The organism is Enhygromyxa salina (assembly GCF_002994615.1).
GTDB lineage: Bacteria > Myxococcota_A > Polyangia > Nannocystales > Nannocystaceae > Plesiocystis > Plesiocystis salina_A.
In genome coordinates this window covers 1-26,541 of record NZ_PVNK01000041.1, presented here as the reverse complement: position 1 = coordinate 26,541, position 26,541 = coordinate 1, and the positions used below count along the sequence as shown (strand labels likewise).

25 protein-coding genes and 2 pseudogenes are annotated in these 26,541 nt (G+C 69.8%); 9 read left to right on the top strand and 18 right to left on the bottom strand.

Features of this window, described 5'->3' with window-relative positions; translation table 11 throughout:
- Positions 1-433: 433 nt before the first annotated feature.
- A pseudogene (locus ENSA5_RS39895) lies at positions 434-2,023 on the top strand (pentapeptide repeat-containing protein); the annotation flags it as partial.
- On the opposite strand, the pseudogene ENSA5_RS39670 reads toward ENSA5_RS39895, so the two are convergent.
- The 18 genes and pseudogenes from ENSA5_RS39670 to cmk form a co-directional block, all read right to left on the bottom strand.
- Positions 2,001-2,933, bottom strand: a pseudogene (locus tag ENSA5_RS39670) (segregation and condensation protein A); the annotation flags it as partial. The pseudogenes ENSA5_RS39895 and ENSA5_RS39670 sit on opposite strands and share 23 nt — an antisense overlap.
- Positions 2,930-3,565 carry a site-2 protease family protein gene (locus ENSA5_RS04155; protein WP_181197354.1) on the bottom strand — a complete coding sequence of 212 codons (636 nt, stop codon included), beginning with the start codon at positions 3,563-3,565 and terminating at the stop codon, positions 2,930-2,932. The pseudogene ENSA5_RS39670 and the gene ENSA5_RS04155, both read right to left, overlap by 4 nt.
- Before the next feature lie 158 nt (positions 3,566-3,723).
- Positions 3,724-4,644 (bottom strand): site-specific tyrosine recombinase XerD, encoded by a 921-nt coding sequence (gene xerD, locus ENSA5_RS04150; protein ID WP_106390251.1) that lies wholly within the window; start codon positions 4,642-4,644, stop codon positions 3,724-3,726.
- 76 nt (positions 4,645-4,720) lie between these two features.
- Positions 4,721-5,113 (bottom strand): response regulator, encoded by a 393-nt coding sequence (locus ENSA5_RS04145; protein WP_106390250.1) that lies wholly within the window; start codon positions 5,111-5,113, stop codon positions 4,721-4,723.
- Complete coding sequence (locus ENSA5_RS04140) at positions 5,110-5,943, bottom strand: GAF domain-containing protein (RefSeq protein WP_106390249.1); 834 nt, start codon at positions 5,941-5,943, stop codon at positions 5,110-5,112. Before ENSA5_RS04140 ends, ENSA5_RS04145 begins: the two co-directional genes overlap by 4 nt.
- Positions 5,944-6,113: 170 nt before the next feature.
- Complete coding sequence (cheB, locus tag ENSA5_RS04135) at positions 6,114-7,244, bottom strand: chemotaxis-specific protein-glutamate methyltransferase CheB (RefSeq protein WP_258182730.1); 1,131 nt, start codon at positions 7,242-7,244, stop codon at positions 6,114-6,116.
- A 17-nt stretch (positions 7,245-7,261) separates the two neighbouring features.
- Positions 7,262-8,164, bottom strand: coding sequence for a CheR family methyltransferase (locus tag ENSA5_RS04130; RefSeq protein ID WP_308726531.1), 903 nt, complete (start codon positions 8,162-8,164; stop codon positions 7,262-7,264).
- A gap of 5 nt (positions 8,165-8,169) precedes the next feature.
- Positions 8,170-10,224, bottom strand: a complete 2,055-nt coding sequence (locus tag ENSA5_RS04125) for a HEAT repeat domain-containing protein (RefSeq protein WP_106390247.1) — start codon at positions 10,222-10,224, stop codon at positions 8,170-8,172.
- 128 nt (positions 10,225-10,352) lie between these two features.
- Positions 10,353-11,090, bottom strand: coding sequence for a response regulator transcription factor (locus tag ENSA5_RS04120; RefSeq protein ID WP_106390246.1), 738 nt, complete (start codon positions 11,088-11,090; stop codon positions 10,353-10,355).
- The gene (locus ENSA5_RS04115; protein WP_106390245.1) at positions 11,090-11,656 is read right to left on the bottom strand and encodes a chemotaxis protein CheW; all 567 of its coding nucleotides are present in this window, start codon (positions 11,654-11,656) and stop codon (positions 11,090-11,092) included. Before ENSA5_RS04115 ends, ENSA5_RS04120 begins: the two co-directional genes overlap by 1 nt.
- The gene (locus ENSA5_RS04110; protein ID WP_106390244.1) at positions 11,653-12,225 is read right to left on the bottom strand and encodes a chemotaxis protein CheW; all 573 of its coding nucleotides are present in this window, start codon (positions 12,223-12,225) and stop codon (positions 11,653-11,655) included. The genes ENSA5_RS04115 and ENSA5_RS04110 overlap by 4 nt, the downstream gene beginning before the upstream one ends.
- Positions 12,215-14,716 carry a chemotaxis protein CheA gene (locus ENSA5_RS04105; protein ID WP_106390243.1) on the bottom strand — a complete coding sequence of 834 codons (2,502 nt, stop codon included), beginning with the start codon at positions 14,714-14,716 and terminating at the stop codon, positions 12,215-12,217. The genes ENSA5_RS04110 and ENSA5_RS04105 overlap by 11 nt, the downstream gene beginning before the upstream one ends.
- On the bottom strand, positions 14,713-15,141 hold the full coding sequence (locus tag ENSA5_RS04100; protein ID WP_258182725.1) for a response regulator: 429 nt from the start codon (positions 15,139-15,141) through the stop codon (positions 14,713-14,715). Before ENSA5_RS04100 ends, ENSA5_RS04105 begins: the two co-directional genes overlap by 4 nt.
- Positions 15,142-15,235: 94 nt before the next feature.
- Positions 15,236-16,105, bottom strand: coding sequence for a M17 family peptidase N-terminal domain-containing protein (locus tag ENSA5_RS04095; RefSeq protein ID WP_106390241.1), 870 nt, complete (start codon positions 16,103-16,105; stop codon positions 15,236-15,238).
- Complete coding sequence (locus ENSA5_RS04090) at positions 16,102-16,680, bottom strand: transcription antitermination factor NusB (protein WP_106390240.1); 579 nt, start codon at positions 16,678-16,680, stop codon at positions 16,102-16,104. The genes ENSA5_RS04095 and ENSA5_RS04090 overlap by 4 nt, the downstream gene beginning before the upstream one ends.
- Before the next feature lie 3 nt (positions 16,681-16,683).
- On the bottom strand, positions 16,684-17,175 hold the full coding sequence (ribH, locus tag ENSA5_RS04085; RefSeq protein WP_106390239.1) for a 6,7-dimethyl-8-ribityllumazine synthase: 492 nt from the start codon (positions 17,173-17,175) through the stop codon (positions 16,684-16,686).
- Between the two features lie 133 nt (positions 17,176-17,308).
- Complete coding sequence (locus ENSA5_RS04080; RefSeq protein WP_106390238.1) at positions 17,309-19,015, bottom strand: 30S ribosomal protein S1; 1,707 nt, start codon at positions 19,013-19,015, stop codon at positions 17,309-17,311.
- Positions 19,016-19,141: 126 nt separating this feature from the next.
- Positions 19,142-19,852, bottom strand: a complete 711-nt coding sequence (cmk, locus tag ENSA5_RS04075; protein WP_106390237.1) for a (d)CMP kinase — start codon at positions 19,850-19,852, stop codon at positions 19,142-19,144.
- A 136-nt stretch (positions 19,853-19,988) separates the two neighbouring features.
- On the opposite strand from cmk, the gene ENSA5_RS04070 reads away from it, so the two are divergent.
- The 8 genes from ENSA5_RS04070 to ENSA5_RS04035 all read left to right on the top strand — a co-directional run bounded on the left by ENSA5_RS04070 (position 19,989) and on the right by ENSA5_RS04035 (position 26,280).
- Complete coding sequence (locus tag ENSA5_RS04070; protein WP_106390236.1) at positions 19,989-20,210, top strand: DUF4266 domain-containing protein; 222 nt, start codon at positions 19,989-19,991, stop codon at positions 20,208-20,210.
- Between the two features lie 13 nt (positions 20,211-20,223).
- Positions 20,224-21,474, top strand: a complete 1,251-nt coding sequence (locus tag ENSA5_RS04065; protein WP_106390235.1) for a DUF3570 domain-containing protein — start codon at positions 20,224-20,226, stop codon at positions 21,472-21,474.
- Complete coding sequence (locus tag ENSA5_RS04060) at positions 21,464-22,513, top strand: peptidylprolyl isomerase (RefSeq protein WP_106390234.1); 1,050 nt, start codon at positions 21,464-21,466, stop codon at positions 22,511-22,513. Before ENSA5_RS04065 ends, ENSA5_RS04060 begins: the two co-directional genes overlap by 11 nt.
- A 3-nt stretch (positions 22,514-22,516) precedes the next feature.
- On the top strand, positions 22,517-22,936 hold the full coding sequence (locus tag ENSA5_RS04055) for a hypothetical protein (RefSeq protein ID WP_106390233.1): 420 nt from the start codon (positions 22,517-22,519) through the stop codon (positions 22,934-22,936).
- Positions 22,937-23,132: 196 nt separating this feature from the next.
- The gene (locus ENSA5_RS04050; RefSeq protein ID WP_106390232.1) at positions 23,133-23,423 is read left to right on the top strand and encodes a YfhL family 4Fe-4S dicluster ferredoxin; all 291 of its coding nucleotides are present in this window, start codon (positions 23,133-23,135) and stop codon (positions 23,421-23,423) included.
- Between the two features lie 126 nt (positions 23,424-23,549).
- Positions 23,550-24,548, top strand: coding sequence for a lysylphosphatidylglycerol synthase transmembrane domain-containing protein (locus tag ENSA5_RS04045; RefSeq protein WP_181197353.1), 999 nt, complete (start codon positions 23,550-23,552; stop codon positions 24,546-24,548).
- Between the two features lie 9 nt (positions 24,549-24,557).
- Positions 24,558-25,574, top strand: coding sequence for a lysylphosphatidylglycerol synthase transmembrane domain-containing protein (locus ENSA5_RS04040; protein WP_106390230.1), 1,017 nt, complete (start codon positions 24,558-24,560; stop codon positions 25,572-25,574).
- Positions 25,567-26,280 (top strand): queuosine precursor transporter, encoded by a 714-nt coding sequence (locus ENSA5_RS04035; RefSeq protein ID WP_106390229.1) that lies wholly within the window; start codon positions 25,567-25,569, stop codon positions 26,278-26,280. Before ENSA5_RS04040 ends, ENSA5_RS04035 begins: the two co-directional genes overlap by 8 nt.
- The last annotated feature ends 261 nt before the right edge of the window (positions 26,281-26,541 follow it).

Below are 26,541 nucleotides of genomic sequence, written 5' to 3'. Positions count from 1 at the left end.
TCCTCCGCGGGCAGTGCCCCTTCCGCGGGCACTGCCCCTTCCGCGGGCGCGGCCTCTTCCTCGGGCGCTACCTCTTGTGCGAGCGCTACCTCTTGTGCGGGCGCTGTCGCAGTCTCTTGTGCGGGCGCTACCTCTTCCTCGGGCGCTACCTCTTGTGCGGGCGCTGCCTCTTGTGCGGGCGCTACCTCTTCCTCGGGCCCGACCGCCTCCGCGGGCGCGACCTCTTCCCCAGGCGCCACCTCATCCTCGAGCGTGACCGCCTCCGCGGGCGCGACCGCCTCCGCGGACACAACCGCCTCCGCGGACACAACCGCCTCCGCGGACACAACCGCCTCCTCGGGCGCGACCGCCTCCGCGGACACAACCTCCTCCTCGGGCGCAGCTTCCCCGGGCGCGGCTTCATCGAGCGCAGCTTCCCCGGGCGCGGCTTCATCGGGCGCGGCTTCATCGAGCGCGGCTTCATCGAGCGCGGCTTCATCGAGCGCGGCTTCATCAGGCGCGGCCTCCTCGGGCGCGGCTTCATCAGGCGCGGCTTCATCGGGCGCGGCTTCATCGGCCGCGGCTTCATCAGGCGCGGCTTCATCAGGCGCGGCTTCATCTTCGCGCACGGCTTCATCGGCCGCGGCTTCCTCGGGCGCGACCGCCTCCCCGAGCGCGGCTTCCTCAGGCGCGGCTTCATCGGCCGCGGCTTCATCGAGCGCGGCTTCATCAGGCGCGGCTTCATCTTCGCGCACGGCGTCATCGGCCGCGGCTTCCTCGGGCGCGACCGCCTCCCCGGGCGCGGCTTCATCAGGCGCGGCTTCATCGGCCGCGGCTTCCTCGGGCGCGACCGCCTCCCCGGGCGCGGCCTCCTCCTCGGGCGCATCCTCTTGTGCGGGCGCGACCGCCTCCCCGGGCGCGGCGTCATCGGCCGCGGCTTCCTCGGGCGCGGCGTCATCGGGCGCGGCGTCATCGGCCGCGGCGTCATCGGCCGCGGCATCCTCCTCGGGCGTGGCTTCATCGGCCGCGGCGTCATCCTCGGGCGCGACCGCCTCCCCGGGCGCGGCCTCCTCCTCGGACGCATCCTCTTGTGCGGGCGCGACCGCCTCCCTGGGCGCGGCGTCATCGGCCGCGGCGTCATCAGCCGCGGCGTCATCGACCGCGGCATCCTCGGCCGCGGCGTCATCAGCCGCGGCTTCATCGGCCGCGGCGTCATCGACCGCGGCATCCTCGGGCGCGGCGTCATCGGCCGCGGCGTCATCCTCGGGCGCGACCGCCTCCCCGGGCGCGGCGTCATCGGCCGCAGCGTCATCCTCGGGCGCGGCGTCATCGGCCGCAGCGTCATCCTCGGGCGCGGCGTCATCGGCCGCGGCGTCATCGGCCGCAGCGTCATCGGCCGCAGCGTCATCCTCGGGCGCGGCGTCATCGGCCGCGGCGTCATCGGCCGCAGCGTCATCCTCGGGCGCGGCGTCATCGGCCGCGGCGTCATCGACCGCGGCATCCTCGGCCGCGGCGTCATCGGCCGCGGCGTCATCGGCCGCGGCGTCATCCTCGGGCGCGACCGCCTCCCCGGGCGCGGCGTCATCGGCCGCAGCGTCATCCCCGGGCGCGGCGTCATCGGCCGCAGCGTCATCCTCGGGCGCGGCGTCATCGGCCGCGGCGTCATCGGCCGCGGCGTCATCGGCCGCAGCGGCATCCTCGGCCGCGGCATCCTCGGCCGCGGCGTCATCGGCCGCGGCGTCATCGACCGCGGCATCATCGGCCGCGGCATCCTCGGCTGCGGCATCCTCAGCCGCGGCGTCATCGACCGCGGCATCCTCGGCCGCGGCGGAATCCCCAGGCGCATCCTCTTGTGTGGCCCCGACCGCCCCCCCGGACGCGACCGCCTCCGCGAGCGCGGCCTCCTCCGCGTCACTCATCGGGGGCTCGTCGTCACCGCGGTAGCTGGAGACGACGCGCTCCATCTCGGGCGCGTCGACGGCCCGCTCGAGCTCGATGCTGTCGCTGCCTGCGGCCTGGTGGACCCCGAGGACCCCGAGCTTGACCAGCTCGAGCACCGACATCAGGGTCACGACCAGCATCTGCCGTAGCTCACGCTCGCTCGACCAGACCTGACGCAGGAACAGGTCCTCGAATCCGACCCGGCCCTCGGCCGCGAGGAGCAGGCCCAGCTGCCGCATCCGCTGACGGACCGTGATCGGCTCGATCACGACCTCGTGCTCCTGGTGGATCTTCGCCCGGTCGAGCACCCGGTTGTAGGCCTCGGCCAGGCGAAACAGAGTCACGGGCGCGAGGCCGGGCTCCGGCGGCTCGATCGACAGATCGCCTCCGCGAGGAAACACGTCGCGGCCCGCGAGCGGGCGGTTGGCCAGCTCGAAGCCGGCGTCGCGGAAGCGCTCGTACTCGATCAAGCGCCGGATCAGCTCTTCGCGCGGATCGACGCCGTCCTCGAGCTCACCCTCTTCGTCGTCCTCGCCGGGCACGACCGGCAGCAGCTCGCGGCTCTTGAGGAAGGCCAGCGTCGCCGCCATCAGCAGGTACTCGCCCGCGACCTCGATGTCGAGCGAGCGCGCGAGGCTGATGTACTCGATGTACTTCTCGGTGATGAAGGCGATCGGGATGTCGAGGATGTCGAGCTCGTGGCGACGCACGAGGTGCAAGAGCAGATCGAGCGGGCCCTCGAACACGTCGAGCGCGACCGCGTAGCTGCTGCGCACGTGAACACCATCGGCGATCGAGTCGGTCGCCGGGCGCCCCGAGCGAGCCCGAGCCACCTCGGGCCCGGCCTGGTCTCCAGCCTCGGGCCCAGCCTGGTCTCCGGTCTCGGGCCCGGCCTGGTCTCCAGCCTCGGGCCCGGCCTGGTCTCCAGCCTCGGGCCCGGCCTGGTCTCCGGCCTCGGGATCGACCGCCTCGTCCGGCTCGGACACCGGCGTGGTCAACGAACCACCGCTCATGCAGCCACCGCGACGTAGTACATCCGCGCGACCAGATCAAACACCGGCCCGAGCAGCCGACCGAGGAGAGGACCGCCGAGGACCACCAGCCCGAGCAGGATCCACATCCCGTAGCGGACCAGGAACTCGTCGATGTGCTCGAGGCGCGCGGGCAAGAACGCGGCGAGGATCTTGCCGCCGTCGAGGGGGTGCAGCGGCAGCAGGTTGAACAGCATCAAGAGCACGTTGAGCTGCAGCATCGTCGTCAGCACCGTGTGCATGCCGACGCTGATCTCCATGGTCCGGCCCATGACCGCCGCGATCCCGAGCACCAAGAGGGCGAGCACGAAATTCCCGAACGGCCCGGCGAAGGCGACCAGGGCCATGCCGCTGCGCATGCTGACCTTGCGCGTGTAGTTGCTCGGCTGGGTCGAGACCGGCCGGCCCCAGCCGAGCAGCGGCAGCGCGGTGAAGGCCGCGACGATCGGCATGATGAAGGTCCCGACCGGATCGGCGTGGACGAGGGGGTTGAGCGACACCCGACCCTCGCGCTCGGGGGTCGGATCTCCCAGACGGTCGGCCGCGACCGCGTGACAGTACTCGTGGACCGCGATCGAGAGGATCAGGCAGACCAGGTACAGCCCAACCGTCATCAGGGTCTCGCTCGTAAGATTGATGGCGACGAGTGCGGACACGAGGGGCTCGGAGAAACGAAGATCGCGCACGAAGCGCGACGCGACGGAGTTACCTATCAAGTCAGACCGGTGCCCCGCAAGTCAGCCCACCGGCGACCCCTTGGGGGCTCGCCCGGTCACGCGCGCGGGTGATGGCGATCGTAGGCGTGGCGCACGTGGCTCTGGCTCAGGTGCGTGTAGACCTGGGTGGTCGAGATGTCTGCGTGACCCAGCAGGGTCTGGACTGCGCGCAAGTCGGCGCCACCTTCGATCAGGTGAGTCGCGAAGCTGTGGCGCAGCTTGTGCGGTGATACTGGTCGGGTGATCCCCGCGCTGACGGCGTGCTCACGCAGGCGATGAAACCATCCTTGGCGCGACAAGCGAGCGCCGCGGCAATTGAGGAACACGTGCGCGTCGCGGCGGCCCTTGCCCCGGGCCCGCGCGAGCAAGCCCGGCCGCCCGGCCTCGACGTAAGCTAGCAAGGCCACCAGCGCGCAATCGCCGAGGGGGACCATGCGCTGCTTGTTGCCCTTGCCGGTCAGCACGACCAGGCCCTGATCGAGGTGGAGCGCGTCGAGCTGGAGGTCGCACGCCTCGGACACGCGGCAGCCCGTCGCGTACATGAACTCGAGCAGCGCCGTGTCGCGCAGACCCAAGACCGTGTCGACGCCGGGCGCGGCCAACAGCGCGTCGATCTCCGCGCGGCTGAGCAGCTCGGGCAGCTTGGCCCCGGCCTTGGGCATGCGGATGCCCTGGGTCGGATCGACGTCGATCAGGTTCTCGAGCCGCAGCCACCGGAACAGACCCCGCACGGCGACCCAGCGGCGCGCCTGGCTGCGGGCCGCGAGCCCGCGCTCGGTCAGCGCGCGCAAGAAGCCGAGCAAGATCGGCGGCTCGACCTCGGTCGTGGTCTCGACCCCAAGCGATCCGAGGTGATCGAGGAGCTGGCGCAGATCGTTGGCGTAGGCCTCGATCGTGTTGGGCGACAGGTTGCGCTCGACCTTCAGGTGCTGAAGGTAGTCCTCGACCGCGTCATCGAGGTGGAGCGCCCGCGCCATCGGGCAAAATTAACACGCGGCGCCGGGCCACCCAAAAAAGGAGCAGCCCGGAGCCCCGGGAAGTCAGGGGCCGAGCTCAGTCCAGGGTCAGGATCTCGCGGACGAGCGAGATGACCTGCTGGGCCTGGATCGGCTTGGTGATGTACGCGTTCGCGCCCAGCGCCAAGGCCCGCTGACGATCTTCGGCCGCGCCCTCGGTCGTGATGATCACGATCGGCACGTCCTTGTAGTTCTCGTCTGCGCGCAACCGCTTGACGAGCTTGAGCCCGTCGAGGATCGGCATGTTGATGTCAGTGATGATGATGTCGAACTTGGTCCCGGCGATGCGACGCAGGGCGTCGACACCATCGTCGGCTTCGACCACGTCGAGCTCCCGCACACGCGAGAGCGCGAAGACGATCATCTTTCGCATCGGTGGACTGTCCTCGACCACCAACGCGTTGAAACGGCGTTCTCCCGAAATGCTCATGCTCCAACCAGATGTTCGATCGCCCGACGCTGCAGCGGGACGTCTTTGGTGTGGGCCCGGATCCACGCGTTCTCGACCCCGGTGCCGGCGTGCTCGGAGATGAGACCGAGCAGCTGGTAGTCGTTGTCCGCGAAGCCGTGCTTTTGTTCGAGGAAGGACTCCAGACGAGCGACACCGACCAACCGTGACCCGCTGACGAGCGGTAGGTTGATGATCTCCTTGCCCATCTGAAACTCGGGGTCACCGCTCTTCCACGGTCGCCCGAGCGCGACGATTGCCGCTTGTGCCGGGCCGGCGTCGTCGCCGGTCAGCTCGATCTCTTTGATGTCGTCGATGACCCCGCCCTCGCGCGCGACCGGGAACAGCACCTGCCGCTCCTCGTCGACGAGGTAGATCGTGAACGCGCCCGCGCCGACAAAGTTGAGCAAGATCTCGGTGATCGTGCGCAGGACCTCGTCGAAGCTCGTCGCCGAGTGAAACTGCGAACCAGCCACGAACATGGACGCGAGGTGATAGTGCTCGGACTCGAGCGAGTCGAGCCGCTGGCGGAAGCCACCGGACTCCTCCTCGACGTTCCCCGCGATACGACGAATCTCGTCACACTCACGCTCGAGGGACGAGATCCGCAGCATCAACAAGTCGACCATGTTGTCGCGGGTGACGGGCTTGGCGTCCTTCTCTACCTGGACGGGGGCCGCCTCGAGCTGAGAACGGAGCCGATCATTCTCCGTGATCAGCTCCTTGACTAACACCTCGCCCTTCTCGAAGAAGTCGCGCAAGAACACGTCGGTCTTCCGCTGCAGGCTTTGCCTGGTATCGTCGGCGCTCACCGCCCGCACAGTAACACAGCGCGAGCGAACGCGAGGGCACGGGTGTCCAGTCCGAGCGAGGTTTTCACCACGCACTCTCGTCGCTCGGACCCCGCACATCGACGACGGAGCTCGTGTGGACTCCGCCCTCGCGCGCACCCCGGTGGGGCGTAACGCCACGGTCACCGCGCTCAGCCGCCTTCGAACTCGGCTCGCCGCTTCTCGACGACGTCGATGATCGCCTCGTGGAGACGCTCGAGAGGCAGCGCCCGGTCGACCGCGCCGGCCTCGAGGGCAGAATGCGGCATCCCCGGCATGACCGCCGTCCGCGGGTCCTCGACGAGGACGTAGGCACCCAGACGCCTCGCAGCGATGGCGCCGTTGGTGCCGTCGGACCCCATCCCGGTCAGGATCACCGTGATCAGGCGGCGCTCGTAGGCCGCCGACAGCGACTTGAGCATGTGATCAGCTGAGGGCGTGAGCGGAGCGACGCCGGCCCGCGTCGGCTGGGGCTCGACGATGCGGACCGTGCTGCCCTCGCCGGCGCTGGCCTCGATGTCGATGTTGCACGAGCCAGGGACGATGTAGACGACGCCCCGGCACAGCGGCTGGCCCTCGGCGGCCTCGACCACGCGCAGATCGACGACTCGGTCGAGGCGGGCCGCGAAGGCCTTTGTGAACCGCGCAGGCATGTGCTGCGCGATCACGACCGCCGCGGGCAGATCTGCCGGGAGCCCCGCGAGCAGCTGCTGAATCGCTGGCGGCCCGCCCGTCGAGGAGCCGATCCCGACCACGACCGGCGCCGGCTCGCCCGCGAGGGGCTGGGCCATGCCGTCGGCGTCGGTGCTGCCGCTCGGCCGCGGGCCCTGAGCCGCCAGCGAGTCCGCGCGCTGCTTGAGCCGGACCGCTTGCAGCCGCCGGACCATGGTGATCTTCGCGCTGAGATCGTCCTCGATGTTGCGGATGTCGGGGCTGATGTGCCGCCGCGGCTTGGCGATGAAGTCGAGCGCGCCGAGCTCGAGGGCCCGAAACACGTTGTCGCGCTGGGCGTAGCCCGAGATGACCACGACCGGGATCGGCCGCCGGCTCATGAGCAGGCGCAGGAACGAGAACCCGTCCATCTCGGGCATCTCGAGGTCGAGGGTGATCACGTCGGGGTCGAGATCGAACGCGAGCTTGAGCGCTTCCTTGCCGTTGGTCGCCCGCGCGACGACTTCTACGCCCTCACGCGACTCGAGCATGCTCGTGATCGTCTGGCGGTTGTAGGCCGAGTCGTCGACGACGAGCACTCGGAGGGGGCGGGTTTCGTTCTTCGCTGGCATCAGGCGCACGGGCGCATCTAGTAGCTGGAGGGCTGGGTCGCGGTGGGCGGCTTGCGGTAGACCAGATCCTTTTGAAGGTGGGCGAGGTCGAAGCGGGTCGTCACGTTGAGCAAGCTCTCCGAGTGCCCCAGGAGCAGGAAGCCGCCGGGCGTGAGGCGATCATAGAACGCCTCGACCACGCGGTGGCGAGCCTCATGCGAAAGATACATCAGGACGTTGCGGCAGAAGATGACGTCCTGGGGTCCGAGCACCCGGAAGCGCTCGGTCGAGATCAGGTTGAGTTGGCCAAAAGAACAATGCGAGCGCACGTCCTCGCGCACGGTCGCCCGCCCGCCGGTCTCGACGAAGTACTTGCGCCGCAGCGCGGGCGTGGTCGTGCGGAAGCTGTTCTCGCCGTAGACCGCCGCGCGCGCCGTCGCCAACACCTTGCGGCTGATGTCGGAGCCCATCACGCGGAGGTTCCAGCCCTTGAACAGGCCGCTCTCGAGCAGCAGCATCGCGATGGTGTAGACCTCTTCGCCGGTCGAGCAGCCCGCGCTCCACACCTGGATCCGCTGTTGACGCGCGAGGCGCTTGGCCAGCGCGGGCAAGATCTCCTCGGAGAAGGCCTCGAGCTGGTACTGCTCGCGAAAGAAGTAGGTCTCGTGCGTGGTGATGCGCTCGATCAGCTCTTCCATCTCGCGCGGGCCAGCGGGGTCGTAGCGCAGGTACTGGTAGTAATCGAGGTAGCTCGACAGACCGAGGGCCTCGAGCCGGGGGCTCAGGCGGCGCTCGAGGAAGAAGCCGGAGTTAATCGACAGCGTGATGCCGCTGTGCTCCTGGATCGCCTCGACGAACAGCCGCGCCTCATCGTCGGTCATCCGGACCCTCGCGTTGCCGAGCGCGGCGAAGAGTCGGTCGGTGGTGTTGGTCCGTGCCACCGCTGCTAGGCCTTGGGCTTGTCCTCGGGGTTGCGGCCGGGGTTGCGGCCAAGGTTGCGGCTGGGGTTGCGGCCCGAGGTCTCGGTCCGCTCGGCCTCGAGCTCGCGGAGGCGATCGATCGCCTGGCCAAGAATTTGCCGGACCAGCGCGTCTTGCTCGAGCTTGCGCGCGCGCTGGAGAGGACCGAGCGCGGTCACATCACCGCGCTCGGACAGGACCTCGGCGGCGGCCCAGCGCACGTCCCAGCGCTCGTGGGAGAGCAAGCCGAGCAACGCCGCGGTCGCTCGGTGAGCGGGGTAGTACTTCAGCGCCCGCGCAGCGGCCTTGACGACCTCGTGGTCCTGCGACGCGCACAGGCTCATGAGCAGGGTCAGATCCTGATTTTGGTTGGACCGACCGAGGCCAGCGATCGCGTGGACCACGACGTTGGTCGAGCTGTCGTCGAGGATGATCTCGCGCATCCGCGCGAGTGAGATCGGGTTGTCGATCGAGACCAGGGCCTGGACCGCGGCGGCCCGGACCAGCGCGATCGGATCGGAGGTCGCGGCCAGCAGCGGGTGGACGCTCTGGGCGTCCGCGAGCTGACCGAGGCTCCGACACGCGGCCGCCCGGACCTGCGGATCTTCGTCGGCGAGCGAGAAGCACAGCGCGCCCACGCCCTCGTGATCGCCGGCGATGCTGCCGAGCGCGAGCGCAGCCGCGACCCGTACCCCGACGTCGCTCGAGCCGAGCATCGAGACCAGCGGCGGGACGAATTCGATCAACCCGAGCCGACCGACGACCCGACACAGGTTGCGAGCGAGGGCGCCCGCGTGGGGCCACGAGCCACCGATCAGCAGCAACAGCTCATCGTGGCCGCGACCGCGGCGCTCGGCCGAGCGGCGCTCGGCGACCTCGGCCAGGGCCTCGGCGGCGTGCTCACCGACGGGGCCCTCACGCCCACACCCGCGATACAGCGGCGCCATCGCCGAGCGCCCGCCGACCCGACGCAGGGCGTCGCAGGCCGCGGCGGCGACGGTCTCGAGCGGATCTTCGAGGCCCTCGAGCAGGAGGTTGATCAGGCGCTGATCGACCTCCCCCGGGAGCGCACCGATGAGGCGGTAGAGCGCCTCGCGCGAGGCGACCTCGAGGCTGTCGAGGACCTCGACCAGCGCGTCGTTGGCCGCGGTCCCGAGCCGCTCGACGAGGGCCAGCGCGCGCTCGTAGACCATCGGATCTTCCATGCGCGGGAGCACGGCCGCGACCGCGCCCGCGTCTTTGGCCAGGCCCGCGAGGGCGATCGCGGCGATCGACACGTCGCGCTCGCGGTGGCCGATGAGCTCGCGGACCTTGATCTTGGTCTCGTCATCGATGACCGCGACGGCGTCGTCGACCACGTTGGCGAGGTCGCGCTCGGCGAGCGCGACCCGGAGCCGGGCGATGCCCTCGATCGCCGCCGCCCGGACCCCGCGCATGTCGTCACCGAGCAGCGGCAGCAGCAGCTCGACGGCCTCGACCGACGCGGTGACCCCGAGCAGCGCGGCCGCGCCCTTGCGCGTGACCGCGTGCTCGAGCAGCGGGGCGAGGCGCTCGACAGGCACCGCCGCGCTCGCGGCCCGGAGCGCGTCGAGGGCGTAGAGCTGGAGCATCTCCGAGTCGTCCCCGAGCAGCTCCTCGAGCGCGGCGATCGCAGTCGGACCGCCGATCTCGCCGAGCGCCGCGGCCGCTGACGCGCGCAGGTTCTCGTCGGCCTCGGCGTCGCGCAGGAACTTGGTCAGGATCGGGATCTCTGACTCGCCGCCGATCTGCCCGATCATGTCGACCATCAAGCGCGTGCCCGAGCTGCGCGTGTCGTCGGGGTCGAGGCGCTGCAGGACCTTGGGCAGGCTCGCGCGGCCGAGCTGGATCAGCACGTCCTGGCACGCCGCGCGGGCGCTGACGCCACCGCCGGCCACGACCTTGGTCTCGTGCTCGCGGCCCTCGTAGATCGCGCTCGCGAGCGGATCGATCACGCCGTCGATCAGGGTGTCGATCAGGGCGGCGAAGGTCGGCCCGTCTGGTTGCTCCGTCGCGAGGACCATGAGGACCTCCTCGACGGCCTGTTTTCGCTCACGCCAGCCCTCGTCGCCGAACCGACGGATGCAATCGAGCAGACGGGGCGGTAACCCAGCGCCGCCCCTCCCCGTGACCTTGGTTCCTCCGCTGGCGCTCACGATACATCTCCCGTTCCGTCCAAGCCCGCGACCAGCTCGCGGAAGGCCTCGCCGATCAGGTCGCCCTCGGACACCTCCGGCCGGACCTGCCCAAAGAGATCGCGGGCGCCTTCGAGATCGGCCGCGACCGCCGCCAGCGCCTGCTCGACGCTGTCTGCCTCGGTGATCCGGTCGCCGTTGTAAAGCAGCAGGTCCGCGACGATCAGCGTCGCCAGGCCCCGCGGCGTCTGCTCGAGCAGATGGTCATCGCCGCGCTCGTTGAGGGTGCTGAGCACCTCGCGCAGGGTCTCGGCGGGCAGCTGCGAGTCGCGCAGGCCCAGGTGCGCGCGGAGCCGGTTGGGCAGATGATCGCCGAGGTGGTGGATCTCGACGTAGTCGTCGGCGCCGTAGAGGCGACGGGGCCGGCGCTTGTAGCTCGTCCGCCGAAACACCGACGCGACCAGGATCACGACCTTGACCCCAGCCGCACGCGCGACGCTGGTGAGCTCGAAGCCGGGCGCGCCGGGCAGCGCGACGTCGACGACCAGCGCGTCCCAGGCTGCGCGGCCCAGGGCCGACTCGACGTCGTCGGAGTCGCCCGCGATCTCGACGGCGAAGCCGTGGGCGTCGAGGATCGTCTGAGCCGCGCCTGCGATCACCGGGCCGCTGTGGCCCAAGAGCACCCGCGGGCGCGCACCGTTGGTCGAGACCGGGCCCCCACCGAGGGGCGGCTTGGCGTGCGGGGTGCCAGCCATCAACGCGACCCGCTGCTCCCGTCGCCGCTGCGACCGCGACCACCGCGATGTTCCGTCGCCAGCAGCCCCTCGAGGTTGACGACGAACACGACGTCGTCGCCGATCTTGCAGACCCCCGAGAAGAAGTCCTCGCCCTCGTCACCGACCGCCGCGCTGAGCATCGACGGGGCCGGCCGGACCTCGTTGGCGTCGACCCGCAGCTCGCCGAGGACCTTGTCGACCTTGAGCCCGACGATCCGGCCCTTGACGCTGACGATGATCAGCTTGTTGAAGGCGACCGAGTCTTCGTCGGCCTTGACGTTGAAGCGCTTGCGCAGATCGATGACCGGGATCACGACGCCGCGCAGCGTGATGACCCCCTCGATGATCGCGGGCGCGTGCGGGACCGGACGGATCGGATAAGGCGCGGCCTGGATGACCTCCTTGATCCGCATGATGTCGATCCCGTAGAGCCCGCCGCCGACGAAGAACCCCGCCAGCTTGAGCTGATCTTGGCGCTTGGGGGCCTGCTCGTCGTCCCACGCCGTGCTCGCGCCGCGCGGGCTGCTGCCGATATCGCTGGTCACTGCAGAGCACGCTCCCTTCGGAACCTCGCGTGGAGAAAGTCGCGCTCGTCGAGCACGGTTGCGAGATCGAGGATGATGATGAGGCGGCCGCGGTGACGCCCGAGGCCCATGATGAAGTCCGCGCGCGTGCTCCCGATCCCGCCCGGAGTGTTCTCCATGTCTTCGGGTGGGAGCGAGATGACCTCGAGCACGCGATCCACGACGATCCCGTGGGGCTCATCGGCGTGGCGGACGATCAGCACCCGGGTCGCGCGGGTCCGCTTGACGGTCCCGAGCTTGAGCCGCGCGACGAGGTCGATGACCGGCATGACCGAGCCGCGCATGTTGCCGATCCCGATCACGAAGTCGGCCGTGCGCGGGACCGGCGTGGTCGGGAACGCCGTCGAGATCTCGACGATCTGCTCGATCGGCAGGCCGTAGATCTCCCCGTGGATCATGAAGGTCACGTAGCGCAGCAGGTCGCTACGCATCTCGCGCTTGTAGCCGTGCTCGTAGTCGGCCTCGGTCGCGACCTGGTCGCCGGTCACGGCGAGCAGCGCTTGCCACAGATCGTCGTCGTCAGAAGCCATGATCCCCCCAGCCGCCGTGTTCCTTCTCGCGGCCGACGTCGAGCCGCGAGAACACCCCGATGCCCTCGCGACCTGCGCCGCCGCCCATGCCCGCGACCGCCGCCTCGACCCCGCCGACCGCCTCGCTGACGAGGGTCCCGACGTCGAGCAGCAAGACCGTGCGGTTGTCGCCGAGCTCGGTCGCGCCAGCGATGCCCGGGACCTGGCGCAGGGCCTTGCCGATCGGCTTGATGACCACGTCTTGCTGGCCGAGCAGCTCGTCGACGACGAGGCCGACGCGGTGCTCGGCGAGGCCGACGATGACCACGTATAGACGATCGTAGAACATCCTTCGGTCGGACTCGCGCCCGTCGGGCTCGAGGCCAAAGACCCGCGAGAGGTGGATCAGCGGCAGCGTGCGCCCCCGAACCGACACGACCTCGTGGCCCTCGATGGTCTGGATCTCGTCGCTCTGGACCATGATCGACTCGAGCACGGAGTTGAGCGGGATGCAGAAGGTCTGGCCGGCGGTCTCGATGACCAGGGCCTGAATGATCGCCAGCGTGACCGGCAAGGTGATCCGAAAGCGAGAGCCGCGACCGGGCTCCGACGCGACGTCGATCATGCCCGAGAGCCGCGAGATGTTGGTCTTGACCACGTCCATGCCGACGCCGCGGCCCGACAGCTCCGTGGCCTTGTCGCGGGTGCTGAAGCCCGGCGTGAAGATCAGGTTGATCGCCTGGGCCGGGTTGATGTCGCGGGCCTCTTCGCGGGCGATGAACCCGCGCTCGACGGCCTTCTCACGGATCCGCCGCCAGTCCATGCCGCGGCCGTCGTCGGTCAGCTCGATGACCACGCGGTTGCCCTTTTGGTAGGCCGAGAGCGAGACCCGACCGGCCCGCGGCTTGCCGATCGCCACGCGCTCGGCGGGCAGCTCGATGCCGTGGTCGATCGCGTTGCGGATCATGTGCATCAGCGGATCGCTGAGCTCCTCGACGATCAGCTTGTCGAGCTCGGTGTCGGCCCCGGAGATCGCCAGGCGGACGTCCTTGGCCGAGTCGCGCGAGAGCTTGCGAACGACCCGCGCGAGCTTGTCGAAGACCTGCCCGAGCGGGACCATGCGTACCTCGAGGATGCCCTGCTGGAGCAGCCCGAGGCGCCGGTTCATGACCCGCAGCTGGTCCTGGAACTCGCGCAGCTGCTCGGTCGGGGTCGGGCTGCGCTGCATGCGGTCGACGGTCCCGCCGAGGTTGGCGTGGACCAGCGCGAGCTCGCCGACGAGGTTCATCAAGTGATCGAGGCGGCGCAGATCGACGCGGACGGTCTGGCTGAGGCTCTTGAGGCTGACCTGATCGCCCTCGTCGGGTCCGTCGCCGCCGTCGCCGCTGCTGCCATCGCCGCCGTCACCGCCATCGCCGCCGTCGCCGCCGTCGCCGCCGTCGCCGGGCCCCTCACCGTCCCCGCCTGTGCCGCCGCCCGAAGCTCCATCGCCACCGGTCCCCGCTGCGGGCCCCGCTCCTCCCCCCGCTCCTCCCGATGCTCCGCTCGGTGGAGAGATCTCGGCCCCGCCCGAGGCCTGGGCCTGGTCGACGCTCGCCGCCGAGCTCGCGCTCAGCTCGGGCTCGGCCGGGCCGCCGACGCCCCCGCTGCCAGAGAATTCATCGCCCACCGGAGCGTCGTCGTCGGGGAAGTCGTCGTCCTCGATCGCCTCGACCTTGACCTTGGCTCGGCGCCGCTCGGGCGCGGGCGCGGGCGCGGGCTTGGCCGCGATCACGATCCGCTCGCCGGTCCCGAGCGCCTCGACGGTCACGCCCTCCTCGCCAATCCCCTCGGCGATCGCGGCCAAGGGCTCCTTCGATCCGACGAGGATGTCGAGCTCGATCCGATCGTCGCTCGATCCGTCGGCGCTCGGCAGGTAGGTGATGACCTCGCCGTGGCTCTTGAGCTTGCCCTTGAGCGACTCGATGCCGATGTCGATCGCGAGCAGGTCGAAGCTCGCGTGGACCCGGTGGATGCGCCGACCCAGGCGCACGTTCTCGCGCAGGCGGTGCTCCTCGTACTCGGTCAACACGCTCAGGATCGAGTCGTCGAGCCACGAGAGCGGATCTTCTTTGGCCGCGGTCTTGGGCTTTGACAGCTGCGTGAGCCGGTCGAGGAAGGGCGAGACGTCGACGCCGTGGACGACCTCGGGATCGACGACGCTCGCGAGCAACGCCCCGAACAGATCGACGGACTCGAACAGCAGGTCGAGCGCCTCTTGGTTGAGCGGAAGCTTGCCGAGGCGCAGGGCGTCGAGGGTGTTCTCGAGCTTGTGGCTGAGGTCGACGATCTCGTTGACGCCCGACAGCGACGACAGGCCCTTGAGGGTGTGGACCGAGCGGAACGATCCGTTGAGCAGGTCGGGGTCGTAGTCCTCGCCGTCGTTGATCTGCCCCTCCATCTCGAGCAGCTGACGCGAGAAGGTCTCGATGATCTCCTGGGCCTCGGACACGAACTCGGGCGACTCGCTCACGTAGCCTCTCCTTCGTCCGCGCCCGGCTCAGCGCCCGCCTGCAAGTCGGGTCGCGGAAGCGCGATGGCTTCTGCGATCGCGGCGAGGAACTCCTCGGGGGTAAACGGCTTGGCGACGAAGGACGACGCGCCGGCAGACATCGCCCGATCCTTGTCGACGGCGGAGGCCTCGCTGCTGATCACGATCAGCGGGGTGTTGGCATGACGAGGGGTCTGGCGCACGAAACGGGTCAGCTCGATCCCGCTGACGTCCGGCATGTTGATGTCGGTGACGATCAACCCGAACAAGTCGCGGGGCAGTGCTCTGAGGGCGTCGAAGCCATTCCCAACCTCGTGCACTTCGTAGTCCCCTTCGGCCTCGAGGATCGAGCTCACGTAGTCGCGCATCGCTCGTGAGTCCTCGACCAAAAGCACTTGGGTCGGCATCGCGCCAAAGTATAGGTCGAGCGGCGGGCTTCGTGGGAGTTTGCGGACGACGAAGCTCGCAGCCCGCCCCGGAGCGATGCCGCCCGCGCACGATTCAGGTGTGCAGGCTCCCGCCGTCCCGTGCTGGACGCGGTGGGCCGCTCAGAACCCGCCTCAGCCGGGCGACGACGGCCTCGTCGGCGGCGACCCACCAGCGGGCCGGGGCCGCCGAGCGCCTCGCGTGGGGCTCACGCGATGGCAGCGCAACCGACGGATGGAGATCGTCCGGGTCGTCCGAGTCGTCTGCCCCGTCCAGATCGTCCGGCCCTTCCGGCTCCGGTTCCGGGGCCGGCTCGGCGTCGGGCGTTGCGTGGAGCTCGCGCTCGACACCTGCGTCCGGCGCGTCGTCGGGTGACGCTGGCAGGTCGGGGGCCTCGACCTCGGCCGCGGGATCCTCGGTGACCGCGGGCTCCTCGGTGGCCGCGGGCTCCTCGGTGGCCGCGGGATCCTCGACGGGCTCGAGCGCCTCGATGGCCTCGAGGAGGCCCTCGAACACGGCCTCGGCGAGGGCGCGATCGATGCCCTGGGTCGGCAGCGCGATCAACACGCTCCGGGCCTGCAGCCCCGTGGAGATCTTCACGAGCTGGTCGGCGAGCGCGCGCGCGCGCGCGTCGTCGAAGGCCTCGCGTCGACCGAGCCCGACGAGCACGAGCCGCTCGACCGGCAGTCTGCGATCACAAGGGATGAGCAGCTGCTCGCCGAACTCGGCCGTGCAAAAGCCCGAGCGCACCAGCGCCGACAGCCGGCCCGATCCGCGCCAGTCGATCAGCCCGGCGAGACCGAGCAAGGGCCGCTCGTCGCTGAACACCGGGACCAACCCGAGCTCGACCCGCAGACGCGCGATCGCGTCGTCGGGCTCGCTGACCCCGTCGAGCAGCGTGCGCTCGATCGGCTCGACGCTGACGCGGGCCGACCCGGCGTTCACGGGTCGGCTCCCTCGTCGGGCTCGTCGGGCTCGTCGGGCTGGGCATCGCGGAGGACGCGCGCGAGCGCCTCGGCGACCCCGTTGACGAAGGCGGCCGAGCGCTCGCTGCCGTAGCGCGACGCGAGGCGGACAGCCTCGGCGACCACGACGTTTCGCGGGGTCGACTCGCCGCGCAGCTCGACCGTGGACAGGCGCAGCAAGCTGCGATCCACGCGATCCATCCGGACCAGCCGCCAGCGCCGGGACGCGGCCTCGATCGTCTCGTCGATCCCGGCGGCGTCGGCCAAGAACCCCTCGACCAGCCGTCGCGACCACCGACGCGCGGCCGAGTCGGCGAGCAGCGGCCCGAGCTCGGCGGCGAGCGGGCCAAGGAAGTCGTCGCCAAGCTCGAGTCGCGGAGGTTCGCGCCAGAACAGGTCCAGCGCGTCACGCTCGGCGCCGGGATGAGACTCGAGGTGACAAAGGATCCACAGCGCGAGCTCGCGCCCCCGCGAGCGGCCCGTCAGCTTCGAACCTGATCGAGCGTCGTCCGGCGAGGTCGCCGACGCGCTCGGGTGCTGTTTGTGCCCGGTCATGGCTCAGAGCTGCTCGATCGCGGCGTAGAGCCGGGCCTGCTCGATCGCGGCCATCGCCGCCTCGGCGCCCTTGTTGCCGGCTTTGGCGCCCGCGCGGTGGATCGCCTGCTCGAGCGTGTCGGTGGTCAGGACTCCGAAGGTGACCGGCCGCTTGTGCCGCTCGCCCGCCGCGGCCAGGCCCTTGGCCGCCTCGGACGCGATCAGATCGAAGTGAATGGTGTCGCCGCGGATCAGGCAGCCGAGCGCGATGACGGCGTCGAATTTGCCCGTCGAGAGCACCTTGTCGGCGACCATCGGCAGCTCGTAGCTGCCCGGGGTCCGAAACACGACGACCTCGCTCGCTTTCGCGCCGCTGCGCAGCAGCGCGTCGACGGCCCCGTCGAGCAGCGGCTCGGTGACGATCGCGTTGAAGCGCGCGACGAGGACCGCAAAGCGCAGCCCGGCGGCGTCGAGCGAGCCCTCCACGACCACGACCTCGGACGATGGGCGCTGCATTTGAGGGGGATACCCGGCCCGGCCCGAGCTGGCAAGCTGGGCGTGAACCACAAAAAAACCAGGCCCGCGGCGTCGCCGTCGGGCCTGGTTCAAAGGCAGCCCCCCCGGGGGGGAGGGCGCGGGGCAAGAAGAGCTAGCTCTTCTTGAGCTTGTCCGACAGCAGGTCGCCGAGGGTCGCCCCCGCCTCACTGACGTTGGCGAAGCCCTGAGCGTCGGCGAGGTCGTCCTGGCGCCGGGCGCTCTTGATCGACAGGCCGATCTTGCGCTCCTGCGCGTCGAGCTGGATGACCTCGGCGCGGACCACCTGGCCGGGCTCGAGCACCTGGCGCGGATCCTCGATCCGCTCCTCGCTGATCTCCGAGATGTGGATCAGGCCCTCGACGCCGGGGATGATCTCGGCGAACGCACCGAAGTCGGTGAGCTTGAGGATCTTGACCTCGGTGACCTTGCCGATCGGGAACTCGTAGGGCACGCGGTCCCACGGGTCGGTCGACAGCTGCTTGATGCCGAGGCTGATCTTCGGCTTCTCGCCCGAGTTGTCGATGTTGAGCACCGCCGCTTGAACCTCGTCACCCTTGGTGAAGAGATCCGAGGGGTGGCGCACGCGCTGGGTCCAGCTCAGGTCCGTGATGTGGACGAGGCCGTCGATGCCAGGCTCGAGCTCCACGAACACGCCGAAGTCGGCGATGTTGCGGATCACGCCCTGGACCACGGTCCCGGGCGGGTACTTCTCGAGCACCTTCTCGTAGGGGTTCTCCTCGAGCTGCTTCATGCCGAGGGAGATCCGGTTTTGCGACACGTCGATGTCGAGCACGACCGCCGTGACCTCGTCGCCGAGGTTGATGATCTGCTTGGGGTTCTTGACCTGACGGGTCCACGACATCTCGGACACGTGGACGAGGCCCTCGATGCCCTCTTCGAGCTCGACGAAGGCGCCGTAGTCCTTGATGCTGACGACCTTGCCCTGGACGACGGTGCCGGGGATGTACTTCTCCTCGGCGTTGATCCACGGATCCGGGGTGATCTGCTTGAGGCCGAGGCTGACGCGCTCGGACTCGCTGTTGAACTTGAGGACCTTGACCTTGACCTTGTCGCCGACCTGGAACAGCTCGGACGGGTGGTTGATCCGGCCCCAGCTCATGTCGGTGATGTGGAGCAGGCCGTCGATGCCGCCGAGGTCGATGAAGGCGCCGTAGTCGGTCAGGTTCTTGACCACGCCCTCGACGATCTGGCCCTCGGCCAGCTTGTTGAGCGTGTCGGTCTTGAGCTCGGCGCGCTCGGCCTCGAGCAAGACGCGGCGCGAGAGCACGATGTTGCCCCGGCGCTTGTTGAACTTGATGATCTTGAAGTCCAACTCCTGGGCGAGGAAGGCGTCGAGGTTCCGGACCGGGCGCAGGTCGACCTGGCTGCCGGGCAAGAACGCCTTGACGCCGCCTTGAAGCGTGACCGACAGGCCGCCCTTCACGCGGGCCTGGATCTGGCCCTTGACGACGCTGTCCTCTTCCATGGCGCTTTGGATCTCGTCCCAGACCTTGCGCTTGCGCGCCTTGTCTTTGGACAGCACGACCAGGCCATTGATGTCTTCGGCGTGCTCGAGGAGGACCTCGGCTTCGTCGCCGATCTTGACGTCGACGTTGCCCTCTTCGTCGGCGAACTCGCGCAGCGGCACCTGGCCCTCGGCTTTGAGGCCGACATCGACGACGGCGTAGTCACCGATGATGTCGACGACGGTGCCTTGGACGATGCTGCCTTCCTTGACCTCTGTGGTGTCTTGGAGCGACTGCTCGAGGAGGTCGGCGAAGCTCTCTTCTCCGACCTCGTGGGTGATGGGTTGTGTCATGGGGTTGGGGGGGTTCCTCTCTTGGCGTCCCTCGCCGATGCGATCCAGATCCGTCGGGCCTGAGCTCGTCAGATCTGGGCTACGGTCGAGAGCGGGACGCGAAGCTAGGGACTTTGGTCCGAATGGTCAAGCAGGGTCCACAGCCGCCAGGATTCGGCTGACCACGGCGGCGACGTCGAGCTCGCTCGAGTCGATGAGCGCCGCGTCCTTGGCCTGCTGCAGCGGCGCGGTCGCGCGTGAGGAATCCCGCTGGTCCCGCCGGGCCATCTCGACTTCGACCTGGGTCCGGCTCGGCGCCTGGCCGCGCGCGACGAGCTCCTTGTGGCGGCGGCCAGCCCGAGCCGCGGCCGAGGCCGTGAGGAAAAACTTGTGCCGGGCGTCCGGGAACACGACCGTGCCCATGTCCCGGCCCTCGGCCACGCAGCCGTGTCCGGACTCGACCGAGGTCGCGGCGATGGCGCGCTGGATGTCGAGGAGCGCGGCCCGGACCGCCTGATGCCGCGAGACTCGCGACGCCCCGTCGGAGATGTCTGGGGTCCGGATCGAGCTCGTCACGTCGAGGGTCTCGGCGCCGGGCTCATCCGAAGAGATCAACACGCGCTGGGGCGCGCCGGGCTCCGCGGCCGGCTGAAACTCGATACGGAGGGTCGCAGCGATGGCCGCCAGGCCGGGCTCGTCATCCCAGTCGACGCCGCGTTCACGGGCGAGGTACGCGAGGCCGCGATAGATCGCGCCCGTGTCCAGCAGCGCGGCCCCGATCGCCTCGGCGACCGTGCGCGCGACCGTGCTCTTACCGGCCCCAGCCGGGCCATCGATGACGATCAGCGGACCCGGCATCCGCGGGAGGATAACGAGACCTCGGCGCCGACGCGAACCCGGCGCTCGCGCGATCTCTTCGGCGCCCGCGGACGCCGCCCGCAAATATTTGACCGGCGCTTGCAGGGCAGTGCGTTGGTCGGGCAGGCTCGCGTGGATGGCCAGCTACCTGCCTCGGGCCGCCGTCGTGCTCGCCGTCGCGCTGGCGAGCAGCGCGTGCGTCACGGTCCAAGCCCACGAGCGCCAGCACCTCGCGCAGCCCGAGATGAACCCGGCCGGCGACGCCCTCGAAGAGACCTTCTACAGCCACATCGAGTCGGCCCGCGAGGGTGGCTTTGGCGGCCACGGCGGCGCGGGCGGCGGCTGCGGCTGCGGCTGAGTCACGCACGAGCATGGCTGCGCACGCCCGTCTTCAGGATCCGGTCCCGCCCGCGGCCCGTCCCCTCCCCGGCCAGATCCGCGCGCTGTGCCGCCGCGTCCCGGCGCTGCTCGTGTTGCTGGTCCTCGCGGCGAGCATGCCGCTCACGACCGGCAGCGCGCGGGCCGAAGATCGCGTCACCGTCCGGGGCAACTACCACCGCGAGACCTCGACCCGGGTCCTCCAGCCCCTCGTCACCTTCCGCAAGGAGCTGCCCGACGAGCGCTTCGCGCTCGAGACCGAGTACCTGCTCGACGTCATCTCCTCGGCCTCGATCGCCGCGGGCGCCCTGGCCCTCGGCGGCGACAAGGTGTTCACCGAGATGCGCCACGAGGCCACGCTGCGCGCGACGACCAAGATCGACGACTGGTCCGCGTCCGCCTACTACCTCTATTCGACCGAGACCGACTACACGGCCAACAGCTTCGGCGTCTCGGTCGCCCGCGAGCTCTTGCAGCGGACCGCGACCGTCTCGCTGAGCTACTCGGCCAGCTTCGACCAGGTCTACCGGATCACCAACAACATCGGCGCGCGCAGCCCGTGGACCTCGAGCCGCGACACCAACCTCTTGCAGGTCCACTACCTCAACCTCGGCTACAGCCACGTGCTCCACAAGCAGGTCCTCGCCGGCGTCACCGTCGAGGGCAAGTACGCCGAGGGGCCCCAGGACAACCCCTATCGCCGGGCCCGCAACGGCGACCCCGAGATCCACCCGTGGGTCCGGCGACGGCTCGCGCCTTCGCTGTGGCTGCGGGCCGCGGTGCCCGGGGCCAAGATGTTCGTCGAGCCTCACTACCGCTTCTACGCCGACGACTGGGGCGTGGTCGGCCACGCCGCCGACATGCGCGTGCACTTTCGCCCCCACCGCAACCTCGCGCTGCGCCTGCGCTACCGCTTCTACACCCAGTCCGAGGCCACCTTCTGGCGCGACGATGGGGTCTGGGCCGCCGACTACCCCTGGCGCAGCGACGATCCCAAGCTCGACGACTTTCGCTCGCACACGGTCGGCCTGAAGCTGACCTGGCACCTCGATGGCATCGCAAAATTCCAGGGGTTAGGATGGCTCGACGGTGCGTGGATCCAGGCCAACTACAACCATGTGTTCGTCCGCTGCGACGATCTCTCGGCCACGTGCAGCGATCAGGACTTCGGCTACGGACCGGTTCGCTCGACGCGCTACGGCGACCAGCGCATCGGCAACCTGGCCTTCTCCGTTGCGTTTTGAGCTCGATCGTGCGGGCCGCCGGGGGCGCCCGCTGCTCTCGGCCCTCGTGGCCCTCGGGCTGCTCGGGCTCGGCTGCGGGGACGAGCGCGAGCGCGAGCGCGACGTGGTCGCGCGCGTCGCTGGCGAGGGCCAGGAGCTCGAGCTCGAGCGCAGCGTGGTCGAGCTGATCGCCGCGCGCGAGGGCGTCGGCGAGGACGACGCCCGCGAGCGCGCCCTCGCGACCTTGCGCCTCGTCGCCGCGCGCCGAGCCGAGCTCGCCGCCCGCGACCAGCCCCCCGAGCACCCCGACGACCTCGACCCCGCCCGGCGCGAGCAGCTCGAGCGCGCCGCGATCGCCCGGCTGTGGCTCGACGAGGTGTTCGAGCCCAGCCACCGCGCCGCCGACATCCCCCAAAAGATCGTCGATCAGAACATGGCGGACCCGGCCATGACCCGGCGGCTGTTCCACCCCGAGCTGTGGTTCGTGTGTCAGGCCCTGGTCGTCCCGGCCGAGCAGTCCGAGGGCCGCAACGTCAAGCCGCCGCAGCTCGAGACCGACGAGGCCGCAGCCCTGGCCTGGCGCGCCGCGGCCGGCGAGGCCTTCTCCCCGCTCGTCGCCCGCGTCGAGCTGCTCGAGCCCGACCTCGTCGCCGACGAGAGCTGCTCGGTGCTCGGGCGCATCGTCGGGACCTCGCAGCGCAGCTTCGAGACTCCGGCCGGGGCCGTGACCCTCCGCTTCGAGCGCTTCGCCTTCGCGCCGAGCGAGGCCGAGAGCTTCGACCCCGCCTGGGTCGAGGCCGTCACGGCGCGGCCCGAGCCCGGCGTCGTCGGCCCCTTCCCCAGCCAGTTCGGGCTCCACCTCGTGATCGTCAGCAAGATCGAGCCCGCCCTGCTCGCCGACGAGTCGATGCCCGCGGACGAGCTGCTCGCCGCCCGCGAGGCCCAGCTCCGCGAGGAGCTCGAGTCGGCCTGGCAGATCGAACAACTCCAACAGGCGCTGGCCAAGGCGCGGGATCGCCGGGTCGTGCGCCTCTCACCCGAGCTCGAGCGGGGGCCCTGAGCGATGGCGAGCGAGCACGATTCTGCCGACGGGATCGACGAGATCGACCGCGGCGTGAGCGAGTTTGGCGACCTGCTCGGCGACTTGCTCGAGCTCACGCCGGGCGGCTGCGGGGTCGTGCTGTCCGACGGGGTCGACGACACGATCGACACCGCCTATCGGCCGGCCGAGATCTCGGCGCTCGACATCTCGATCGCGGGCGCCCAGATCGGACAAGCGATGACGCGGATGAACATCTCCACGATCATCTTTGGCCTCGGCCGCGCGCAGCTCGTGATCGAGGCCGGCGAGAGCGTGCTCATCAGCAAGGTCCTGTGGGAGGAGTACCTGATGACGATGGTCCTCAGCCGCCGAGCCAACATCGCGCGCGCAATGCGAGACTTCGATGACATCGCCGCGCAAGTGCTCGCGCTGCTGCGCTAACTCGGCGCAAAAGCGCACCCGGGCTCGGCGCCGGGTGAGGGATCGGTGGCTTGACGGCCACGACCTCACGGGTAGACTGCCGGATGCGTGACCCCGGCTACCGACTGCCGGGCCACCCATAACCTCAACCGGGCCCCAAACTTCAACCGGGCCGCCCCCCGCCCCCACCGCGAAGCCGCAACAGGAGAGACACGAGATGGCCACCCATATCACCGACGAGTGCATCAACTGTGGCGCTTGCGAGCCCGAGTGCCCCAACGAGGCCATCTCCGAGGGCGAAGAGATCTACGTCATCGACCCTTCGCTGTGTACGGAGTGCGTCGGCTTCCACGAGTACGAGGCCTGCCAGGCCGTGTGTCCGGTCGAGTGCTGCCTCCCGGATCCCGAGCGGACCGAGTCCGAAGACACCCTGATCGCTCGCGCTCGCCAGATCCACGCGGGCAAAAAAGAGTTCGGGGACGACTTCCCCAGTCGCTTCCGCAAGTAGTTCGTTGGCCCGGTCCGCCCTGTCCCCGCGGGCGTACGAGTAAGATGACCGGGATTACCAGCGATGACGGGGACCGAGGACAGACGAAGCGCCCGACGACAGTGGTGGCTTCGTCTGTCGCTTTCGTTGGTTATTGCTGCCGGGTTTTGCTTCGCGCTGTTTCGCAAGATCCAGCTGATCCCCGCCGATCCCTGGGTCCCGGCGTGGGTCTTGCCGAGCTACCTCGCCACGCTGATCGCCTACTTCGTGTTTCGGGCCGGGCGCTGGCACTACCTCGTCGCGCCCCTCGGTGAGGTCGAGCTCCGGACGACCCTGCCCGTGTCGATGGCCGGGACCATGTGGATCATGGTCTTGCCCCTGCGCCTCGGCGAGTTCGCCCGGCCCCTGTTCCTGGCTCAGAAGACCGAGATCGGCGTCGGCCAGGCGCTGGGGACGGTTGCGATCGAGCGCGTCGTCGATGGCCTGTTCGTGTGCGCGCTGTTCTTCGTCGCGCTGCCGATGCTGCCGGAGGTCCACGGTGAGCAGGCGGTCGCCGTCGAGCGCCTCCGCTCGCTCGGGCTGCTCGCGAGCGGGGGTCTGTTCGGCGTGCTCGCGGTGCTGGTCGCGATGGCCTTGTCGCCGGGCACCGTCGGGCGCCTGGTCAAGGCGACCCTCGGGCGCCTGATCCCGCCCCTGGCCGAGAAGCTCGAGGCCCTCGCCCGCGGCGTCGCCGAGGGCCTGGCCGCCCTGCCCTCGATCGGGCCGCTGCTCAAATTCCTGCTCGGGACCGTGGCCTACTGGGCCTCAAACGCGGTCGGGACCTGGCTGCTCGCGCGCGGCTGCGGCCTCGACATCTCGTTCCCGGCCGCGCTCGCGATGATGTCGGTGCTCGGCATCTCGCTGCTGATCCCGGGCGGCCCGGCCCAGTTCGGCATCTTCCACTACGGCATGATCCTCGGCTTGAGCATGTTCGTGAGCGAGGCCGTGGTCCACGATCAGGGCAGCGTGTTCATCTTCTGGATGTTCGTCACCCAGCTGAGCATGGGCCTGGTCCTCGGTATCATCGCCCAGCGCATGCTCGCGCTCGACTGGCGAGCTACGCTGACGGGCTCGCGGGCCGCACAGCCCCGGCCCGACCCGAGCTAGGCCTCGCCCATGACCACCAGCATCGACGAGCAGATCGAGGCCGCCGAGTCGCCGGGCCGCAACAGGCTCAAGTCGGCGCTGCGCTTCGTCGCCGGCCTGGCCCTGTTTGCGATTGTCCTGCGCTGGCTCGCGCCCGACTGGAACGAGCTGCTCGCGAGCGTCGACCTCGACGTCGGCTGGGCCCTCGTCGGCCTGGCCGGGACCACGGCCGCGAGCTTCGTGACCGCCGCGCGCTGGCGGCTCCTGGCCGAGGTCATGGGCGGGACCAAGCTGCCCTTCGCGGCCTACTTCTACGGCCTCGTCGTCACCCGCTTGCTCGGGCAGTTCACCTCGACGGTCGCGATGGATCTCGTCGGTCGAGGGGCCGCCCTGCGCTCGGCCGGGAGCGAGCGCGGGATCGGACACGCGGCCATGCAGGTCGTGCTCGAGCGGACCTTCGACGCGGTCTTGCCGATCCTGCTGCTGGTCTGGGCGCTGGCGGTCCGCGACGCCTGGCTGCCGGTCGGCGCGACCCTCAGCCTGGCCTTGTTTTGTCTGGTGTTCATGGCCCTGGCGATCCCGCTCCTCGGTCCCGCCGTCCGCGTGGCCCTGCGCCTCTATCTTTGGATCCGGCTGCGCGTCGGCAAGCGGCGGCGCGAGCAGCTCGTCGAGGCCGAGTCGAGCTTCGCGTCGGCGCCGATCGTCAACACCAAGCTCGCGGCCAAGGTCGCGACCTACAGCGTCCTGCGCTTTGCGACCGTGGTCATCCAGTTCTGGGGCATCGCCCGGGCCGTGGGCATCGAGGTCAGCTGGGAGCAGATGACCGCCGCGACCCCCTTCGCCCAGCTCGCCAGCATCCTCGGGCTCACGCCAGGGGGGCTCGGGGTGATCGAGGCCGGCTGGGCCGGCGGGCTCGGCTGGATCGGGCTCAGCGTCGTGTCGATCAGCCTGTTCGTGCTCGCCCAGCGCGTCGGCGTGATCGCTTACTTCGGTCTGCTCAGCGCGATCAGCTGGCCCCTGGCCAAGCGCGAGGCGGACCGTGACTGAGCGGCCGATCCCGCGCCTCGACGGCGACGCCTACGAGCAGACCTACGTGGTCCTCGCCGGCCTGTTCATCGCCTCGCTCGTGGCCTGCAACCTGATCTTCCAGAAATTTTTCATACTCGAGATCCCCCTGCCCGGCGGCGGCACCCACGTGTTTCGCCAGTCGGTCGGGATCATCGCCTACCCCCTGACCTTCCTGGTCACCGACATCCTCTCGGAGATCTACGGCGCCCGTCGGGCCAACCAGGTCGTGGTCGCCGGGCTGCTCGCGAGCGTGTTCACGACCGGGCTCGTCGAGCTCGCGGATCTGAGCCGCAGCGCCGAGTTTGGGATCGGCGACGAGAGCTTCCACGAGGTCTTCGGCCTGTCGAAGATCGCCGTGTTCGCGTCGATGATGGCCTACCTGACGGCCCAGTTCATCGACATCCGCCTGTTCCACTTCTGGAAGCGCCTGACCAAGGGCAAGCACCTGTGGCTGCGCAACAACGCCTCGACGATCACCTCGCAGGTCGTCGACACCTTCGTCGTGCTCGGCCTGCTCGCCGCGTTCGAGGCCGGCGGCATCACCTGGGACAAGGTCCCGGGCCTGGTCCTCGACGGCCTCCTGTTCAAGTGGGCGTTCGCGGCCCTCGACACCCCGCTGCTCTACCTCGCCGTCGGAGCGCTCAAGCGCCGCTTCCCGCAGCAGACCGCCGAGCGGCTGTTTTAGCCCCCCACAGCCATCCTGCACTTTGCCACGCACGGCCGCTCCGCGGCCGGTCGCGCGCTCGTTTCACTCGCCCGCTCGGTGGGCTCTCATGCGCTACGCAGTGGCTCGCGTGGCCCCCCAGAGGGGGGCTCTGTTTTAGCCCCCCACAGCCATCCTGCACTTTGCCACGCACGGCCGCTCCGCGGCCGGTCGCGCGCTCGTTTCACTCGCCCGCTCGGTGGGCTCTCATGCGCTACGCAGTGGCTCGCGTGGCCCCCCAGA

Excerpts from the sequence above, each read along its gene's own strand:
- ENSA5_RS04155 (WP_181197354.1), bottom strand. The coding sequence starts at position 3,565 with ATGACGGTTGGGCTGTACCTGGTCTGCCTGATCCTCTCGATCGCGGTC.
- xerD (WP_106390251.1), bottom strand. The coding sequence starts at position 4,644 with ATGGCGCGGGCGCTCCACCTCGATGACGCGGTCGAGGACTACCTTCAG.
- ENSA5_RS04145 (WP_106390250.1), bottom strand. The coding sequence starts at position 5,113 with ATGAGCATTTCGGGAGAACGCCGTTTCAACGCGTTGGTGGTCGAGGAC.
- cheB (WP_258182730.1), bottom strand. The coding sequence starts at position 7,244 with ATGCCAGCGAAGAACGAAACCCGCCCCCTCCGAGTGCTCGTCGTCGAC.
- ENSA5_RS04125 (WP_106390247.1), bottom strand. The coding sequence starts at position 10,224 with ATGGTCCTCGCGACGGAGCAACCAGACGGGCCGACCTTCGCCGCCCTG.
- ENSA5_RS04120 (WP_106390246.1), bottom strand. The coding sequence starts at position 11,090 with ATGGCTGGCACCCCGCACGCCAAGCCGCCCCTCGGTGGGGGCCCGGTC.
- ENSA5_RS04110 (WP_106390244.1), bottom strand. The coding sequence starts at position 12,225 with ATGGCTTCTGACGACGACGATCTGTGGCAAGCGCTGCTCGCCGTGACC.
- ENSA5_RS04100 (WP_258182725.1), bottom strand. The coding sequence starts at position 15,141 with ATGCCGACCCAAGTGCTTTTGGTCGAGGACTCACGAGCGATGCGCGAC.
- ENSA5_RS04090 (WP_106390240.1), bottom strand. The coding sequence starts at position 16,680 with ATGACCGGGCACAAACAGCACCCGAGCGCGTCGGCGACCTCGCCGGAC.
- ribH (WP_106390239.1), bottom strand. The coding sequence starts at position 17,175 with ATGCAGCGCCCATCGTCCGAGGTCGTGGTCGTGGAGGGCTCGCTCGAC.
- ENSA5_RS04080 (WP_106390238.1), bottom strand. The coding sequence starts at position 19,015 with ATGACACAACCCATCACCCACGAGGTCGGAGAAGAGAGCTTCGCCGAC.
- cmk (WP_106390237.1), bottom strand. The coding sequence starts at position 19,852 with ATGCCGGGTCCGCTGATCGTCATCGATGGCCCGGCTGGGGCCGGTAAG.
- ENSA5_RS04070 (WP_106390236.1), top strand. The coding sequence starts at position 19,989 with ATGGCCAGCTACCTGCCTCGGGCCGCCGTCGTGCTCGCCGTCGCGCTG.
- ENSA5_RS04065 (WP_106390235.1), top strand. The coding sequence starts at position 20,224 with ATGGCTGCGCACGCCCGTCTTCAGGATCCGGTCCCGCCCGCGGCCCGT.
- ENSA5_RS04055 (WP_106390233.1), top strand. The coding sequence starts at position 22,517 with ATGGCGAGCGAGCACGATTCTGCCGACGGGATCGACGAGATCGACCGC.
- ENSA5_RS04050 (WP_106390232.1), top strand. The coding sequence starts at position 23,133 with ATGGCCACCCATATCACCGACGAGTGCATCAACTGTGGCGCTTGCGAG.
- ENSA5_RS04040 (WP_106390230.1), top strand. The coding sequence starts at position 24,558 with ATGACCACCAGCATCGACGAGCAGATCGAGGCCGCCGAGTCGCCGGGC.